Here is a 14,994-nt window from a genome sequence, read left to right as displayed (position 1 = left end):
AAGCGTTAGGGCTGAACACTAGTAAATGGGGCGTAAGCCCCTGCTACTAGTGTTAGTATATCATGGTTATTTAAAAAATGCAATTTATAGTAACGTTGCTTATGTTTATTATTTTCTTATGGATTTACAAAGAAAATCACAAAGACGATTAAGGGGGTAAAAAATGACACCACTTACAACTAAGGTAGAGCGCTTGCTGGCTAGTGAGCTGACGACCTACCGCATCGGTAAAGATGCCAAGGTTAATGACGTATCTATTGACCGTTACCGTAAAGGTAAGGCAAGCATTGCCAACATGCCTTTGGGTGTTGCTGAAAAGCTTGGGGCTTACTCTGATAAGTATTTCAAAGCACAAAAAGAAGACAAACGTCTTCTTTTTTGGTCTAATCTAGTTTTTGTTTGAGGTATTGTCCTGTATAGCTCTTAGGATTTTGAGCGACGTCTTCTGGTGTGCCTGTGGCAACAATCTGCCCACCACCGACACCTCCTTCAGGACCTAAGTCAATCAAATAGTCTGCTGTCTTGATGACATCGAGATTGTGCTCGATGACAAGAACTGTATTACCATCATCGACAAAACGCTCTAAGACGGTCAAGAGCCTAGCAATGTCGTCCGTATGAAGCCCTGTTGTTGGCTCATCTAAAATATAGAGGCTCTTGCCAGTGGAGCGCTTATGAAGCTCACTAGCTAATTTCATGCGCTGAGCCTCACCTCCAGATAAGGTCGTAGCTGACTGACCTAGCGTGACATAGCCAAGCCCCACATCTTTGATGGTTTGCAGTTTTCGCACAATTTTAGGAATAGCTGCAAAGAAGTCCACCGCATCGTTGACCGTCATCTCTAAAATATCGGCGATATTTTTTTCTTTATAGTGTACCTCCAAGGTCTCACTGTTGTAGCGTGTTCCGTGACAGACCTCACAAGGGACATAGACATCAGGCAAGAAGTGCATCTCAATCTTGATAATACCATCTCCAGAACATGCCTCACATCGACCACCCTTGACGTTAAAGGAGAATCTTCCTTTCTTGTAGCCACGAATCTTAGCTTCATTGGTCTGTGCAAAGAGGTCACGAATATCGTCAAATACGCCTGTATAAGTCGCTGGATTAGAGCGTGGTGTCCGTCCGATAGGACTTTGGTCAATATCAATCAAGCGATCGACATGCTCAATGCCCTCAATACTCTTGTGCTTGCCTGGCTTATCTGAATTACGGTTGAGCTTTTGAGCGACTGCTTTTTTGAGGATACTGTTGATAAGTGTGGATTTCCCAGAGCCAGACACACCTGTCACTGCGATAAGCTTACCTAGTGGAAACTTGACGTCCAGATTCTGCAAGTTGTTTTCAGAAGCTCCCTTCACCTCAATAAAATGACCATTACCCACACGACGCTCACTAGGGACAGGAATGCTTTTCTTACCAGAGAGATATTGGCCTGTGATAGATTTTTTGTTTCTAGCTACTTGTTTGGGTGTACCTGAGGCGACTATCTCACCGCCAAAGACACCTGCCCCAGGTCCCACATCAATCAGCCAGTCTGCCTGCATCATGGTATCCTCATCATGCTCAACAACGATGAGGGTATTGCCTAAATCACGCATTTTTTTCAGACTAGCAATCAAGCGGTCATTGTCACGCTGATGCAGACCAATCGATGGCTCATCCAAGACATAGAGGACACCGCTCAAATTGGAACCTATCTGTGTGGCTAGGCGGATACGCTGACTTTCACCACCAGACAAGGTCCCTGCTGAACGAGAAAGCGTTAGGTAATTTAGCCCTACATTATTTAAAAAGGTCAAGCGGTCTTTTATCTCCTTGACAATCGGCCTTGCAATAGTCTCTTCGTTAGTGTTTAATGTCAACTTCTCAAGGACAGCCAGATGGTCTCCAATAGACAACTCTGATAATTGTCCGATATTGAACCCTTCTGGTCCGCCTACACGCACACTTAGGGCTTCTTCATTGAGGCGGTAGCCATGACAAGTCGTACAGGTCAGCTCATTCATATACCCCTTCATGACATTTCGTGTAAAGTCACTACTCGTCTCATGATAACGACGGTTAATATTGGTCACAACACCCTCAAAAGGAATATCAATGTTACGCTCACCACCAAAATCATTGACATAATGAAAATGAAATTCACGCTCCCCAGATCCGTATAAGACCAAGTCCTTCTCTTCATCAGACAAGTCCTTAAATGGTGTATCCATATCCACACCAAAAGTTGTCATCGCCTGCTCAAGCATAGTCGGATAATAATTAGAAGAGATGGGATTCCAAGGCGCTAATGCGCCCTCGCGCAAGGTTTTGCTATCATCTGGGATAACCATGTCAAGATCCACTTCCAGCTTATTACCTAAGCCATCACAGGTCGGGCAAGAACCAAACGGCGCATTGAATGAAAAGAGACGAGGCTCAAGCTCTGGAACGGTAAATCCACAGACAGGACACGAATAATGCTCTGAAAACAAGAGCTCTCTCTCATCCATGGTATCAATAATCACATAACCATCTGATAGGTAAAGAGCGGACTCCACAGAATCAAACAAACGGCTACGAATCCCCTCTTTTTTGACCAAGCGATCGACCACTATCTCAATATCGTGCATCTTGCTCTTAGATAGCTCTGGCACTTCTGTCACATCGTAAATGGTCCCATCCACACGTACCCGTACATAACCATCCTTTTGAATCTTCGCAAAAGTTGTTTTGTGCTGCCCTTTTTTACGACGAATAACGGGTGCTAAAATCTGCATACGTGTCTTATCAGGAAGCTCTAGTACCTGATCGACAATCTGCTCGACTGATGTGGCGGTGATAGCACCATGTCCATTTTTACAGTAAGGCACACCCACACGAGCATACAACAGACGCAAATAATCATTGATTTCAGTAGCTGTACCAACCGTTGAACGAGGATTTTTACTGGTTGTTTTTTGGTCGATTGAGATGGCTGGGCTTAGCCCATCGATGCTATCGACATCTGGCTTTTCCATATTGCCCAAAAACTGCCTAGCATAAGCTGATAAGCTCTCTACGTAGCGTCTTTGACCTTCTGCATAGATGGTATCAAAGGCCAAACTCGACTTCCCAGAGCCTGATAGACCTGTCACAACCACAAGCTTATCTCTAGGAATCTCAACATCAATATTTTTTAAATTGTGCGCACGCGCACCATGTATCACTAATTTATCTTGCATAAGTTAGGCTTTAGCTAGCTAACGCTATCCTCCTTACTTTCTTGTTATCATCTCTTCATTATACCAAAACTCAGCTAAAAAAGGGCGTGAAAAATCTCGCTCTTTTTCTCACATACACCCTATCTTATTCCTCCTAAAATCACAAAAAAGCATTTCCCAAATGACCTGATTTTTAGTATAATAAAACATACGTGCATAAAACGTTTAAAAAGGAGGGACGCTATGAAGCAGCTGTTTTTATCAACCGCACTAGATTTCAATAAAATTGACACCTTCGAGCCTGGCGCTTGGATTCATCTGGTCAATCCTTCACAGGAAGAATCTATGCAGATTGCTGAGCAGTTCAATATTGACATCGCTGACTTGAGAGCGCCTCTTGACGTTGAGGAAACTTCTCGTATTGCTGTCGAGGATGACTACACCTTGATTATCGTGGACGTGCCAACCTATGAAGAGCGTAGCAACAAAAGCTACTACGTGACTATTCCTTTAGGTATCATCGTCACAGACAATGCTGTCATCACCACCTGTATCGAAGAGTTGACTTTATTTGACACCTTTTTTGAGCGCCGCGTTAGAAATTTTTACACTTTTATGAAGACACGCTTTGTTTTTCAGATTCTCTATCGCAATGCGCAGCTCTATCTGACTGCCCTACGCTCTATTGACCGTCAAAGTGATAAGCTGGAAGCTGAGATGGCCAATGCCACACGTAACGAACAGCTAATTGATATGATGGAGCTTGAAAAATCCATCGTCTATCTAAAAGCCTCTCTCAAGATGAATGAGCGTATTGTCAAAAAACTCTCAAGCAATGCTAGCAGTCTTAAAAAATACATCGAAGATGAAGACCTGCTAGAAGACACCTTGATTGAGACACAACAGGCCATTGAGATGGCAAGTATCTACGAAAACGTCCTCAATGCCATGACCGAAACGTCTGCTGCTATTATCTCCAACAACCAAAATACCATCATGAAAACCTTGGCTTTAATGACCATGGCACTTGACATTCCCACAGTTATCTTCTCGGCATATGGTATGAACTTTCAAGATAACTGGCTACCACTAAATAGCATGCCCCATGCCTTTTGGTATGTCGTCTTAATCGCAGCAGGCCTTAGCCTCTTGGTTGTTGTCTATTTTATCCGCAAAAAATGGTTCTAACAAAACCCACACTATCACCTTCAAGGAGACTTTATGACTACCCACAATTACCCACAATTAACCCACAAAAATCAAGAATTCATCTATATCGCTACTAAGCAACTAAGACAAGACGGTAAGTCTGAGCAAGAAATCACAGATATTATCAACGACGTCATGCCTGTTATTATTGAAAACCAAGAAAAAAGCATCCCTGCTCGTAATATCCTTGGTGCACCTACCGTTTGGGCGGCTTCATTTTCACAATCAGAAGGTAGCAAAGAGCACCAAGCTAGCCAAAAAAATACCAATCCTTGGCTTATGTGGCTAGATACGTCACTTCTTTTTATCGGTATTATCGCCCTTGTCAATGGTTTAATGCTTCTCTTTAATGCTAAGACAGCTACCAACGGTCTCTTTTCTATCCTGACACTTGGCTTTGGTGGAGGGGGCGCTATGTATGCGACCTATCATTTTGTCTATCGCCACCTCGGCAAGCCTAAGAGTGAGCGCCCTAGCTGGTTTAAAGCTCTCTTTATGATTGCACTGGCAACCCTTCTTTGGCTTACCCTTGTCTCTATCATCACGTTACTACTTCCTGCTAGCTTCAATGTCGCACTACCTTATGGTTTACTCTTCTTATTATCCCTTGTAAGCCTTGGTTTGCGCTACTACCTCCAAAAGAAATACAATATTCAAAATAGCTTAGCACCTACACCAAAATAAACCCTAAAGCTAGATGAAACAAATCTCCTTACAACTTGTTTCGTCTAGCTTTTTTATCATCTTGTGTTATAATAATCATATGAAATATTCATGGTCAAACGAAGGACTTTCAAAAGCTGAAGTTGAAGCTGCCTTTGCCAGTGGTAATGTCAATCATATCACCAAAGAAAAGCAAAATGGTTATTGGCAAATCATCAAACGCAATGTCCTCACCCTATTTAACCTTTTAAATCTCTGTATTGTCCTTGCCCTTTTTCTAGTGGGTGCTTGGTCAGATACTGTCTTTTTTCTCGTCATCATCATCAATGCGCTCTCTGGTATATTAGTTGAAGTGCGGGCAAAACGTATGATTGATAGACTCAATCTCCTCAGCCAAGAGCCTGTACGAGTGATTAGAGAGGCCAAAGAGCAGCTGCTTTCAGCTGAGCAGCTAGTCTTAGGTGATCTGATCGTCTTATCCACTGGTGATCAAATCCCTAGTGATGCTAGAGTGGTTTCTGGTTTTGCTGAAGTCAATGAAGCTATGCTGACAGGTGAGAGTGATCTCGTCCAAAAGCCTATCGGCAGTGATATTTTAGCAGGTAGTTTTCTTGTCAGTGGGCATATTCATGCCATCATCACCAAAGTCGGTGATGACAACTATGCCGCCAAACTCATGAAAGAAGCCAAAAAAGACAAGGCAGTCGGCTCTCGCATCATTCAATCACTCGATCGTATCGCTTCCTTTACAGGAAAAATCATCCTCCCTTTTGGGATTGGGCTATTACTTGAGGCTATCTATCAACAACACCTCTCTCTCAAAACAGCAGTCGTCTATACCGCATCGCCTCTTCTTGGTATGCTACCAAAAGGTATCGCTCTTTTGACCATAACCGCCTTGCTGACAGCTGTTATCAAGCTAGGACGCCAAAAAGTCCTCGTACAGGAGATGTACTCCGTCGAGACACTCGCTCATGTCGATACGCTTTGTCTCGATAAGACAGGAACCATCACAGAAGGCAAGATGCGCGTTGAATCCATTATTCCCCTACATCAGACAAGTAAAGAAGAGCTACAAGAAGCCCTCACGACTTACATCACTGCTAGCGAGGATAATAATCCTACGGCAAAAGCGCTTCGAGATTCCTATGGTCAGCAGCTTAATAAAGAGCGCATCATCACCTCTATTCCTTTTTCCAGCAGTCGCAAGTGGGGAGCTATCCAATTTGCAGAGCTAGGTGTCTTATACTTAGGAGCTCCTGAGGTTTTGATGTCAGAGCGTCCAGAGCAACTGCTAAAAGAACAATCACATGGCTCAAGGCTCCTTGCCTTATGTATCAGCCACAAAGCGCTTGATGTCGAAAAGCTCACTCCTGCAGACGACCTCAAAACACTAGGCTTGGTTGCTATTTCTGACCCTATCCGAAAAGGGGTTAAACAAACACTTGATTATCTCAAGACACAAGACGTTGATCTGCGCATCATCTCTGGTGACAACCCTATCACTGTGTCTAATATTGCTAAAAAAGCAGGTTTTGACAACTACCACTCCTACTTGGACTGCTTTCAACTCACAGAAGCTGAACTATCAAAAAAGATTGCAGATACCACTATCTTTGGTCGTGTTTCCCCTGAACAAAAACGTCAGATTATCCGTGAATTAAAAGAAGACGGCAGAACAGTCGCTATGACAGGAGACGGCGTTAATGATATTTTGGCATTACGTGAGGCAGATTGTTCCATTGCCATGGCCGAGGGTGATCCTGCCACACGCCAAATTGCCAGCCTCGTGCTTTTAGAGTCTGACTTTAATGATGTCCCTGAAATCTTGTTTGAAGGACGACGAGTGGTCAATAACATTGCTCGTGTGGCTCCTATTTTTCTGGTAAAGACAGTCTATTCTTTTATTCTAGCTAGCCTTTGCCTTATTAGCCCTGTCTTTGGGGAAACCATTATTTTCCCATTTACACCGCTACAAATCACTCTAGCCGATCAATTTATGGAAGGGCTCCCGCCATTTCTTCTTAGCTTTGAAAAAAATAATAAGCTAGTCGAAAAAGACTTTCTCAAGACAGCTATCTTAAAAGCTATCCCTAGTGGGCTTTTGATTACAGCAGGTGTCCTCTTTAGTCGTGTCCTTGCTTACTTATTGGCTTGGCATATCAGTGAACAGCATGCCTTAGCGTACTATATCTTGGGTATGGTGACTTTGCTATCGGTCTGCCGAGCTTGCTGGCCACTTAATCTCTGGCGCGGACTTCTCCTTTTTATCTGGTCATTTTTAGGCTTTATCATCTCAGCTTACTATCTCTACGATTTGCTAGAAATCAGCCCACTCACTCAGCCTATTCTAAACGCTCTGATAAGCTTTATGGCTGTGGCGTGTCTGGTCTTTTGGCTCTCAGATAAATGGATCACTAAACACTATTAAAAGCGCCTAGGCGCTTTTTTAGTAATACAAAATGAAAGGGCGCTTGATAACTCAAGCGCCCTTTCAGGAGATTTATGAAAAAGAAAAGTTTTAGGATGACTATATTATATAAACGCTAGCTTAAAGAAACCTTAAACACATTTTAATTGATTAGATGTTAATGGCATGCTATACTAGATAAATATTTCTATATAGAAAGGTTTTGTTGATGAACAGTCAAAAAGGAGAAAAAGGCGGTTACTTGACCCTTCATATCCGCTTATTAAACGGACGTTTGTTTAACAAACTACTTGCTAAGGAAAAAAAGGCACTCTACTCTGCTGAGCAAGGCAAAATCTTAAGCGTTTTGTGGCACAAAGAACCTCAGACAGCAACAGACTTAGCCCTACAGACAGGGCTTGCCAACAATAGCTTGTCTATTATGCTAAAACACTTAATCCAAAAAAATCTCATCTATGCTCAGACACACCCTACCGATAAACGGAAAAAAAACTACTATCTAACACCGCTAGGCCGCAAGCAACAAACCATTGGACAGCACGTCAGCCAAGAACTTGCTGCTATTTTTTACAAGGACTTTTCAAACGACGATATCGCTCAATTTGAAGCTTATCTAGAGCACATCAAAGCAAACCTTGAAGAAGCACTCTATAACGCCAACAACAAGCCTAAGGAGAAACATCATGATTAACTTCTCACACATCTATCAACATTACAATGACAAAAACGTTTTAGAAGATATCACTCTTGATATTAAAGAGGGAGAATGCTTTGTACTGGTAGGTCCTAGTGGTAGCGGTAAAACAACACTACTAAAAATGATAAACCGCCTCGTCATTCCCAGCCAAGGAAGCATCCAACTAGACAACAAAGCACTCGAAAGCTATGACCTGAGAAGCTTGCGTCTTGAGATAGGCTACGTCCTTCAGCATATCGCCCTCTTTCCCAATCTCACAGTAGCTGAAAATATCGCGCTGATTCCCAAAATGAAAGGTTGGTCAAAAGAGAGACGCGATAGAGACATCAAGTACTTGCTAGACAAGGCAGGTCTTAATCCCAACGATTACTGGAATCGCTACCCAAAAGAGCTTTCTGGAGGCGAACAACAACGTGTCGGTATTTTGAGAGCCATCATCACCAAACCAAAATTGCTCTTGATGGATGAGCCCTTTTCAGCGCTTGATCCTATCTCGCGGCGTCAACTGCAAGACTTGACCAAGAACTTACAACAGGAGTTTAAAATGACCTTGGTCTTTGTCACCCATGACATGACAGAAGCCATGCGCTTAGCTGATCGTATCTGTGTTTTACATCACGGTAAAATCCTTCAGATAGATAGCCCAGAAAATCTTAAAAAATCCCCTAAAAATGCCTTTGTTGCCCGTTTGTTTGAAAAGGAGGACAAGTCATGACGACACTTTTAACTACCTTTCAAGAGCGCTTTTCAGACTGGACACAAAGTCTCCTAGAACATATCCAGATTTCACTGTTAAGTTTACTGATAGCCCTGCTAATCGCTATTCCCTTAGGGATTGTCATCAGCCAATCTAAACATGCTAGTCGTTGGTTACTTCAAGTGACAGGTGTCTTTCAGACGATTCCGTCTCTAGCCCTACTTGGCCTCTTCATTCCTTTTACAGGTATCGGGCTTTTGCCAGCTGTCCTTGCTCTTGTCATCTATGCACTCTTTCCCATCCTCCAAAACACCGTCACAGCTTTAAGACAAATTGACCCTAATCTTATCGAAGCCGCGCAAGCCTTTGGTATGACACGCTGGGAGCGTCTTAAAACCTTTGAACTTGCTCTTAGCCTACCTGTTATCATCTCTGGTGTTCGGACAGCTACGGTCATGATTATTGGAACTGCCACACTAGCTAGCTTGATTGGCGCAGGAGGTCTTGGCTCATTTATCCTCCTTGGTATAGACCGCAATAACCCCTCACTCATCCTTATCGGTGCTGTCTCGTCAGCTCTCTTAGCGATTGGCTTTAGTCTTGTCATTAGTTTTTTGGAAAAAGTCAAGCCTAAAACCATTCTCATCGCTCTTATGACAATGATCCTTAGTCTAGCGCTTTCTTATAGTCCTAGCTGGATTCAGCCAAACAAACCAAAAGAAATCGTCATTGCAGGAAAGCTTGGATCTGAGCCTGACATCCTTATCAACATGTATAAGCTCCTCATCGAAGATAAAACTGACCTAAACGTCACCCTCAAGCCTAACTTTGGCAAAACTAGCTTTCTCTACCAAGCTCTCAAATCAGGTGATATTGACATCTATCCTGAGTTTACAGGTACCATCACCTCCAACCTACTAAAAAGCCCACCTAAGCTAGACAACAACCCTCAAGCTGTCTATCAAGCTGCACGAGATGGTATTTTCCAGCAGGACAAACTCAGCTTACTGACACCTATGGCTTATCAAAATACCTACACACTAGCTGTCTCACAAGATTATGCCAAAGAGCATCAGCTAAAAACCATTAGTGACCTCAGCAAAGTGGCCGATAGCTCCAAAGCAGCTTTCACACTCGAGTTTACAGACCGAAGTGACGGCTATAAAGGGCTCGAAAGTCTTTATGGATTAACACTTCATGTGTCAACGATTGAGCCTTCCTTACGTTATCAGGCTATTGCTAATGGTGATGTTAGCATTATTGATGCTTATTCTACCGATAGCGAGCTCATCAAGTACAATCTTGTCACCCTCACAGATGATAAATCACTCTTTCCTCCTTACCAAGGCGCACCGCTCATGCGCTCTGATACCCTCAAGCAATACCCAGAATTAAAACCAGCTCTCAATCAACTAGCTGGGCGTATCTCAGAAACTGATATGCAGGAGATGAACTATCAAGTTGCTGTCAATCACAAATCAGCTGCTGCTGTGGCTAAAGATTATCTCCTCAAGCATAAGCTTCTCACTCCTTAAAAAGCCTCTACAAAGAGGCTTTTTCTTGTGATTTTTCTGATAGTTTCTATTGACAAACCCTATATATAAAATTATAATATATATAAATTCAATATATAAATTATAACATATCAAAAGGAGGTTCTTATGCATCATTTCCCCACTTCCTCTGCAGTCATTGAGTTCTTGATATTAGCTATTATTGACCAAAAAGATTCCTATGGCTACGAGATTAGCCAAACTATCAAATTATTGGCTAACATCAAAGAATCGACACTCTATCCCATCTTGAAGAAGTTAGAAAAGGCAGGCTTTCTAAATACCTACTCACAAGAATATCAGGGACGACAACGTAAATATTACCATATGACAGCACTTGGGCAATCTCAGCTAGCTTTTTTAAAAGAAGAATGGGTAGCTTATAATCACATCATCTCAGGTATTATTGAAGGGAGTATCAGACATGACAAAAACTGAGTATTTAGAGGCATTGAGTCATCATCTACGCAAACTACCACAAGCAGACTATCAAGAAGCTATGGCTTATTTTACAGAGTATTTTGATGAGGCAGGACCAGACCAAGAAGCGACCCTCATCAAAGAATTAGGCTCACCTCAAGAGGCCGCTAAAGACATCATCCACAATATCTTAGGAGAGTCTATCACTTCTAAACAAAAAGCTTCTCAAAAACGCTCGTCCGCTCAACTTTTAGGCATCGCTATCTTAGCCATTTTAGCAGCACCTATGGGTATACTTATCTTTATCACTTTACTAGGAATGCTATTGACAGCTCTCGCTGTCTTAGTTACTGGCGCTATCTTAGCCATTATCTTAATAGCTGTTGGCGGATTTTATCTCTTTGATAGCTTCTCACTGCTTAATCAAGTGTCTTTGCCAGCAGCAGGGCTTGGCTTTGGTGGAGGCTTGGCTGCCCTTGGGATTGGGTTATTAGGAGTCTTTATCGTCATTGAACTAACTAGACTCTGTAGCTATCTTATCCTCGTCATTGCACACAAGGTTACTAAGAAAGGAAAAACAGTATGAAAACATGGGAAAAGATTGTCTTAGGATTAGGACTGTTACTGACCTTTTTAGGCGTGATTATCCTCATTATGTCTTACCAGGCAGGAGCTCTAGATGACCTCAAAGCTAAAGCTCAAGAAACGGTTAAAACACAGACTAAGACTCTGGATAATTTTGATACACTAACTATTGCTAGTGACGAACACATCACTATCAAGACAGCTAACATCTCCAAGCCCACCATTTCCTACCAAAATACAAAATATCAAAAAACAAGCTATACGCTTAGCGACAAGACGCTAACCCTTCGAAATCAAGTCAGTCCTGCTAGCTATACCATCAACCCTGGTCTTTTAGAATTAGCTAGAAATCTCTCTGAAATTAGCTCTGGTATCACACTGACCCTACCTACCTCTATGCGTCTAAAAACCATCCAAATCAACTCTGCTAGTCTTCTTCTAAATCAAGTCAATCTGGATAACCTAACGCTAAAAACAGATAGTTACATCTCGATTAGCGACAGCCAAATCAGTCACTCAAGCATTGATACTAACTACTATATCACTATCGAACAATCTAGTATCACAGATAGCACAATTACCAGTCATTACGATAACATTGAGCTAGATAATATCATCGCTAGTCAAAGCACTTTTACAGCCATAGGAGCTGATATGGAAGCACATCAAGCAACCTTCAAAGGAGCTAATAGCATCACAGCCGATACTGTCGATATCAGCCTTGATGACTATAATCTCACTCTCATCACCAAAGACAATATAGACAACTTAGAAACTAGCGACAAGCTGACGCCTTCAGCAGACAATCAGCTTACGATCACCAATGCTTATGATATTAGTATTAACTAAAAAAAACGCTCTATACGAGCGCTTTTTTAAACTAATAAACTTAATAAAGCTAAAATAGCAGGACCACCTTGCAACAACAAAATTTTCTTATTAGCCGTTAGAGCACCGTAAATAGCTGCACCTGTAACAAATAGTAAAAAGACCGTCACAAGCTCTGTACTTTGTGATACCCAGATGCCATAAAGCAAGAAAAGTGCCACTAAACCATTGTAAATACCTTGATTTTTAAACAGTTTATCCACTGTCTCGTCTTTTAAAACCTCTTTTGACATAGCAAAAGCACGGCTAGTCGCATCAGATTGCGTCGCAATTGTTTCTAAGTAAAAAATATAGATGTGCTCTAAGCCAACCAAAGTCGCCAAAATCATTGTGATAATACTCATGTCCTTTTTCTCCTTTTTATTTAATTGTGCATTATATCACTAACGTATTATAGTCTAACCCAAGTCAATCTAAATAGCAAATTATCTGACTACAAAATGAAAGGGCGCTTGAAAACTCAAGCACCCTTTCAGGAGATTTATGAAAAAGAAAAGTTTTAGGATGACTATATTATATAAACGCTAGCTTAAAGAAACCTTAAACAGTATTCTTAACCCCAATTGACAATCACATAAATAAAACTTGTCCCAAACATGTCAAATAAAGCATGTGCTAAAAAGAACGGAAGTAAATTTTTGACCTTATACGTATATAACAGATAATAAATAATCCCAAAGACAAGCCCAATCACTGTCGCCCACATTAAACCTAGATAGGTATGGAAAGCAAAACGAATAAGGACAGCAAAGACAAGCGATGACCATTTATACTTGTCACTGACAGAAGGCATCAAACCTAAAAAGAAAAATTCTTCATAAAAACCATTTAAAAGACTGTAAATGATAGCTAAAGGTGATAGCGCTAGAAATTTATTGATGACAGCTGAAAAACTAATGTAAGGTAAAATAGCAGGATTAAAATAATTATAAGAACCGCTCAAAGTCGTCACGACATCACCAATAAGACCCACAATGGTAAAAATCACAACAACCCAACCTAAAGTTGACCACTTAAATGACATCGGTAGCTGCTTAAAATCAAAACGACGCAACCATAAATACCCTAAGGCAAGTAGCAAAAGAACCACCTGAAGCGTCAAATTACTAGAGTAAGCCGCTCCATCAGTGGTTGTATTTTGACTAGTCGTTGTAACGACACTAACGGCTAAAACACCAATACTTTGGAGATACTGCTTTGTCGATAACACTATAAAATACCCAAACATAATGAGTGTCACCACTAGCAGGTCATACCACTTGAGTGTTTTTAACGACTCCTTTGAACGAATAGCTGAGAACATATAAGCTCCTTTATCAAGAATAGTTTTAGTATTTTGAATACTTTGATTATTCTATCTAGTGAAACTTAAAAATATCTATAAAAATCAAAAGACATTTCACGCATTCTATGATATAGTATAAAGGCATATAAAGACTTGCTATAACTCAATCTATCAGAAAGGAATCTTAAAAACATTATGATGAATATGCAAAATATGATGCGACAAGCTCAAAAACTTCAAAAACAAATGGAGTCTAAACAAAAAGAACTCGCTGCAACTACATTTACCGCCTCATCAGCTCAAGACTTAGTGAGCGTTACATTTACTGGTGACAAGCAACTGGTCTCTATTGATTTTAAAGAAGCAGTCGTTGATCCAGATGATATCGAAACCTTACAAGATATGACGACACAAGCTATCACTGCTGCTCTTGAACAAGTCGATGCGGCTACTCAAAAAACAATGGGAGCCTTTGCAGGAAAATTACCATTTTAAGATAAAAACGTCTAGGATTAGTATCCTAGACGTTTTTAGTTTACAAATCATTGACACACCCGTTATTCTTGATTCTTATCACGCATAACCTCCAAGCAATAAGACGTTTTCTGACAGTAGGGACACTTCAGACGACGTGTTTTAGGCGTATGATAGGCAAACAGCCACTGCCAAAGCTTTGGATGAAAAGTATGATGGCAACTAGGGCAAAGGTAGTCAACCTCTTTATAATATACCATCACTAAATTAAAGACACAGATGATAAAAAGAATCGATATACTGATTTGTATGACAGGATTGGCTTTCTCTCCCAAAAGCTTCTCTAATAGATAGGATACTCCTATAAAAATAACGATTAGTATCCCCAATAACATCATAGTCTTTACAGCATGTTTACGCCAATTAGTTTTATCTTTCATGACAAATGAGATATCTAATAGACTATCCACAGAAGGCTTTTGTGACTGCTTAAGAGTCGCTCTAAGCTTTACAGAGTTGTCAAGTTGTTCTTTTTTCTTATCTAAATCATCTTCTAAACGCGCAATATGCTCTGCTAATAACAAATCAAGGGTCGCTTGTGCTTCTTCTTGGGCCAAGATAGTTTTAACTTGCTCAATGGAAAAATCCAACTCCCTCAAAAAACAAATCACTCTCAGCTTTTCTAAGTCAGCTGACGTATAAATACGCCGTCCTCCCTCACTTAGTGCAGACGGTAGTAAAAGCCCACGTTTATCGTAATATTGCACCGTCCGTACCGAGACATTAGCAAGCCTTGCTAGCTCTCCTGTGGAATAAGTCTTAGACACTCCCCTCACCTCACTTTCTATCACAAGATATAAAGGCCTTTTTGATCTTGTGACATTAGTTTAGCATATAACCCAAG

15 protein-coding genes are annotated in these 14,994 nt (G+C 41.2%); 11 read left to right on the top strand and 4 right to left on the bottom strand.

Annotation, left to right across the window (positions count from 1 at the left end; translation table 11 throughout):
- The first annotated feature begins 163 nt into the window (after nucleotides 1-163).
- Nucleotides 164-403: an XRE family transcriptional regulator gene (locus ACLN19_RS03130; protein ID WP_413383192.1), complete on the top strand. Its 240-nt coding sequence runs from the start codon at nucleotides 164-166 to the stop codon at nucleotides 401-403.
- Here ACLN19_RS03130 and uvrA read toward each other — a convergent pair.
- Nucleotides 384-3,209 (bottom strand): excinuclease ABC subunit UvrA, encoded by a 2,826-nt coding sequence (gene uvrA / locus ACLN19_RS03125; RefSeq protein WP_413383190.1) that lies wholly within the window; start codon nucleotides 3,207-3,209, stop codon nucleotides 384-386. The genes ACLN19_RS03130 and uvrA overlap by 20 nt on opposite strands.
- A gap of 222 nt (nucleotides 3,210-3,431) precedes the next feature.
- Between uvrA and ACLN19_RS03120 the strand changes: the two genes are divergently transcribed.
- The 9 genes from ACLN19_RS03120 (at nucleotide 3,432) to ACLN19_RS03080 (ending at nucleotide 12,292) form a co-directional block, all read left to right on the top strand.
- Nucleotides 3,432-4,376 carry a magnesium transporter CorA family protein gene (locus tag ACLN19_RS03120; RefSeq protein ID WP_413383188.1) on the top strand — a complete coding sequence of 315 codons (945 nt, stop codon included), beginning with the start codon at nucleotides 3,432-3,434 and terminating at the stop codon, nucleotides 4,374-4,376.
- Between the two features lie 33 nt (nucleotides 4,377-4,409).
- Nucleotides 4,410-5,081: a DUF1129 domain-containing protein gene (locus ACLN19_RS03115; protein WP_413383186.1), complete on the top strand. Its 672-nt coding sequence runs from the start codon at nucleotides 4,410-4,412 to the stop codon at nucleotides 5,079-5,081.
- 79 nt (nucleotides 5,082-5,160) lie between these two features.
- Nucleotides 5,161-7,491: an HAD-IC family P-type ATPase gene (locus tag ACLN19_RS03110; protein ID WP_413383184.1), complete on the top strand. Its 2,331-nt coding sequence runs from the start codon at nucleotides 5,161-5,163 to the stop codon at nucleotides 7,489-7,491.
- Nucleotides 7,492-7,699: 208 nt separating this feature from the next.
- Nucleotides 7,700-8,182, top strand: coding sequence for a MarR family winged helix-turn-helix transcriptional regulator (locus tag ACLN19_RS03105; RefSeq protein WP_413383182.1), 483 nt, complete (start codon nucleotides 7,700-7,702; stop codon nucleotides 8,180-8,182).
- Nucleotides 8,175-8,903, top strand: coding sequence for an ATP-binding cassette domain-containing protein (locus ACLN19_RS03100; RefSeq protein ID WP_413383180.1), 729 nt, complete (start codon nucleotides 8,175-8,177; stop codon nucleotides 8,901-8,903). The genes ACLN19_RS03105 and ACLN19_RS03100 overlap by 8 nt, the downstream gene beginning before the upstream one ends.
- Complete coding sequence (locus ACLN19_RS03095) at nucleotides 8,900-10,420, top strand: ABC transporter permease/substrate-binding protein (RefSeq protein WP_413383178.1); 1,521 nt, start codon at nucleotides 8,900-8,902, stop codon at nucleotides 10,418-10,420. Before ACLN19_RS03100 ends, ACLN19_RS03095 begins: the two co-directional genes overlap by 4 nt.
- A 126-nt stretch (nucleotides 10,421-10,546) precedes the next feature.
- Nucleotides 10,547-10,876 carry a PadR family transcriptional regulator gene (locus ACLN19_RS03090; protein WP_413383176.1) on the top strand — a complete coding sequence of 110 codons (330 nt, stop codon included), beginning with the start codon at nucleotides 10,547-10,549 and terminating at the stop codon, nucleotides 10,874-10,876.
- On the top strand, nucleotides 10,863-11,444 hold the full coding sequence (locus ACLN19_RS03085) for a DUF1700 domain-containing protein (RefSeq protein ID WP_413383174.1): 582 nt from the start codon (nucleotides 10,863-10,865) through the stop codon (nucleotides 11,442-11,444). The genes ACLN19_RS03090 and ACLN19_RS03085 overlap by 14 nt, the downstream gene beginning before the upstream one ends.
- A complete protein-coding gene (locus ACLN19_RS03080) occupies nucleotides 11,441-12,292 on the top strand; it encodes a DUF4097 family beta strand repeat-containing protein (protein WP_413383172.1) in 852 nt (283 codons plus the stop codon). Before ACLN19_RS03085 ends, ACLN19_RS03080 begins: the two co-directional genes overlap by 4 nt.
- 26 nt (nucleotides 12,293-12,318) lie before the next feature.
- Here ACLN19_RS03080 and ACLN19_RS03075 read toward each other — a convergent pair whose 3' ends face one another.
- Both ACLN19_RS03075 and ACLN19_RS03070 read right to left on the bottom strand, forming a co-directional pair.
- Nucleotides 12,319-12,675 carry a DUF1304 domain-containing protein gene (locus ACLN19_RS03075; protein WP_413383170.1) on the bottom strand — a complete coding sequence of 119 codons (357 nt, stop codon included), beginning with the start codon at nucleotides 12,673-12,675 and terminating at the stop codon, nucleotides 12,319-12,321.
- A gap of 209 nt (nucleotides 12,676-12,884) precedes the next feature.
- Nucleotides 12,885-13,634, bottom strand: a complete 750-nt coding sequence (locus ACLN19_RS03070; protein ID WP_413383168.1) for a CPBP family intramembrane glutamic endopeptidase — start codon at nucleotides 13,632-13,634, stop codon at nucleotides 12,885-12,887.
- Nucleotides 13,635-13,811: 177 nt separating this feature from the next.
- Between ACLN19_RS03070 and ACLN19_RS03065 the strand changes: the two genes are divergently transcribed.
- A complete protein-coding gene (locus ACLN19_RS03065; protein WP_413383166.1) occupies nucleotides 13,812-14,111 on the top strand; it encodes a YbaB/EbfC family nucleoid-associated protein in 300 nt (99 codons plus the stop codon).
- Nucleotides 14,112-14,173: 62 nt separating this feature from the next.
- Here the strand turns inward: ACLN19_RS03065 and ACLN19_RS03060 are convergent, their stop codons facing one another.
- Nucleotides 14,174-14,917, bottom strand: a complete 744-nt coding sequence (locus ACLN19_RS03060) for a MerR family transcriptional regulator (protein ID WP_413383164.1) — start codon at nucleotides 14,915-14,917, stop codon at nucleotides 14,174-14,176.
- Nucleotides 14,918-14,994 lie beyond the last annotated feature (77 nt).

Origin of the sequence: Streptococcus lishijunsis, from assembly GCF_047290665.1 — a bacterium.
GTDB lineage: Bacteria > Bacillota > Bacilli > Lactobacillales > Streptococcaceae > Streptococcus.
This window is presented reverse-complemented; position numbering and strand designations above follow the sequence as displayed.